The following is a 407-nucleotide window of genomic DNA, read 5'->3' as shown; positions in this document are numbered from 1 at the left end:
AAGTTAGCCACAGAAACGTTCCAGGAGTCGAAACAAACTACCTAAGGGGAGGTGCAATTTTAGTTATTGCAGAAGGTGTTCTCCAGAAAGCAAAAAAATTAATCAAATACATTGACAAAATGGGGATAGAAGGATGGGAATGGTTAAAAGAATCTGTCGAAGCAAAAGAAAAGGGTAAAACTGAAAATAAGGAAGAAAAAAGTACAACCAATGAAAAAACAGAACAATACTTGGAAGAAACAGGTATAACAATCAAGAAAGGCTTTTATTATGAACTCTACGAGAAATTTAAAGCAAGTATAGCGCCAAATACAAAATATACAAAAGAGATTATTGGAGGAAGACCATTATTTGCAGAACCTTCCACCAATGGAGGCTTTAGGCTCCGGTATGGCAGAAGCAGGGTA

The 407-nt window shown here is 36.4% G+C and carries 1 pseudogene; it reads left to right on the top strand.

Annotation, left to right across the window (positions count from 1 at the left end):
• Positions 1 to 407 (top strand): annotated as a pseudogene (locus E3E37_RS11305) (DNA polymerase II large subunit); the annotation flags it as partial.

It is taken from the genome of Thermococcus sp. ES12, assembly GCF_012027515.1.
In the GTDB taxonomy this organism is placed as follows: Archaea; Methanobacteriota_B; Thermococci; order Thermococcales; family Thermococcaceae; genus Thermococcus; species Thermococcus barossii.
The sequence above is the reverse complement of the archived record's forward strand: the minus strand, read 5'-3'. Positions and strand labels throughout refer to the sequence as shown.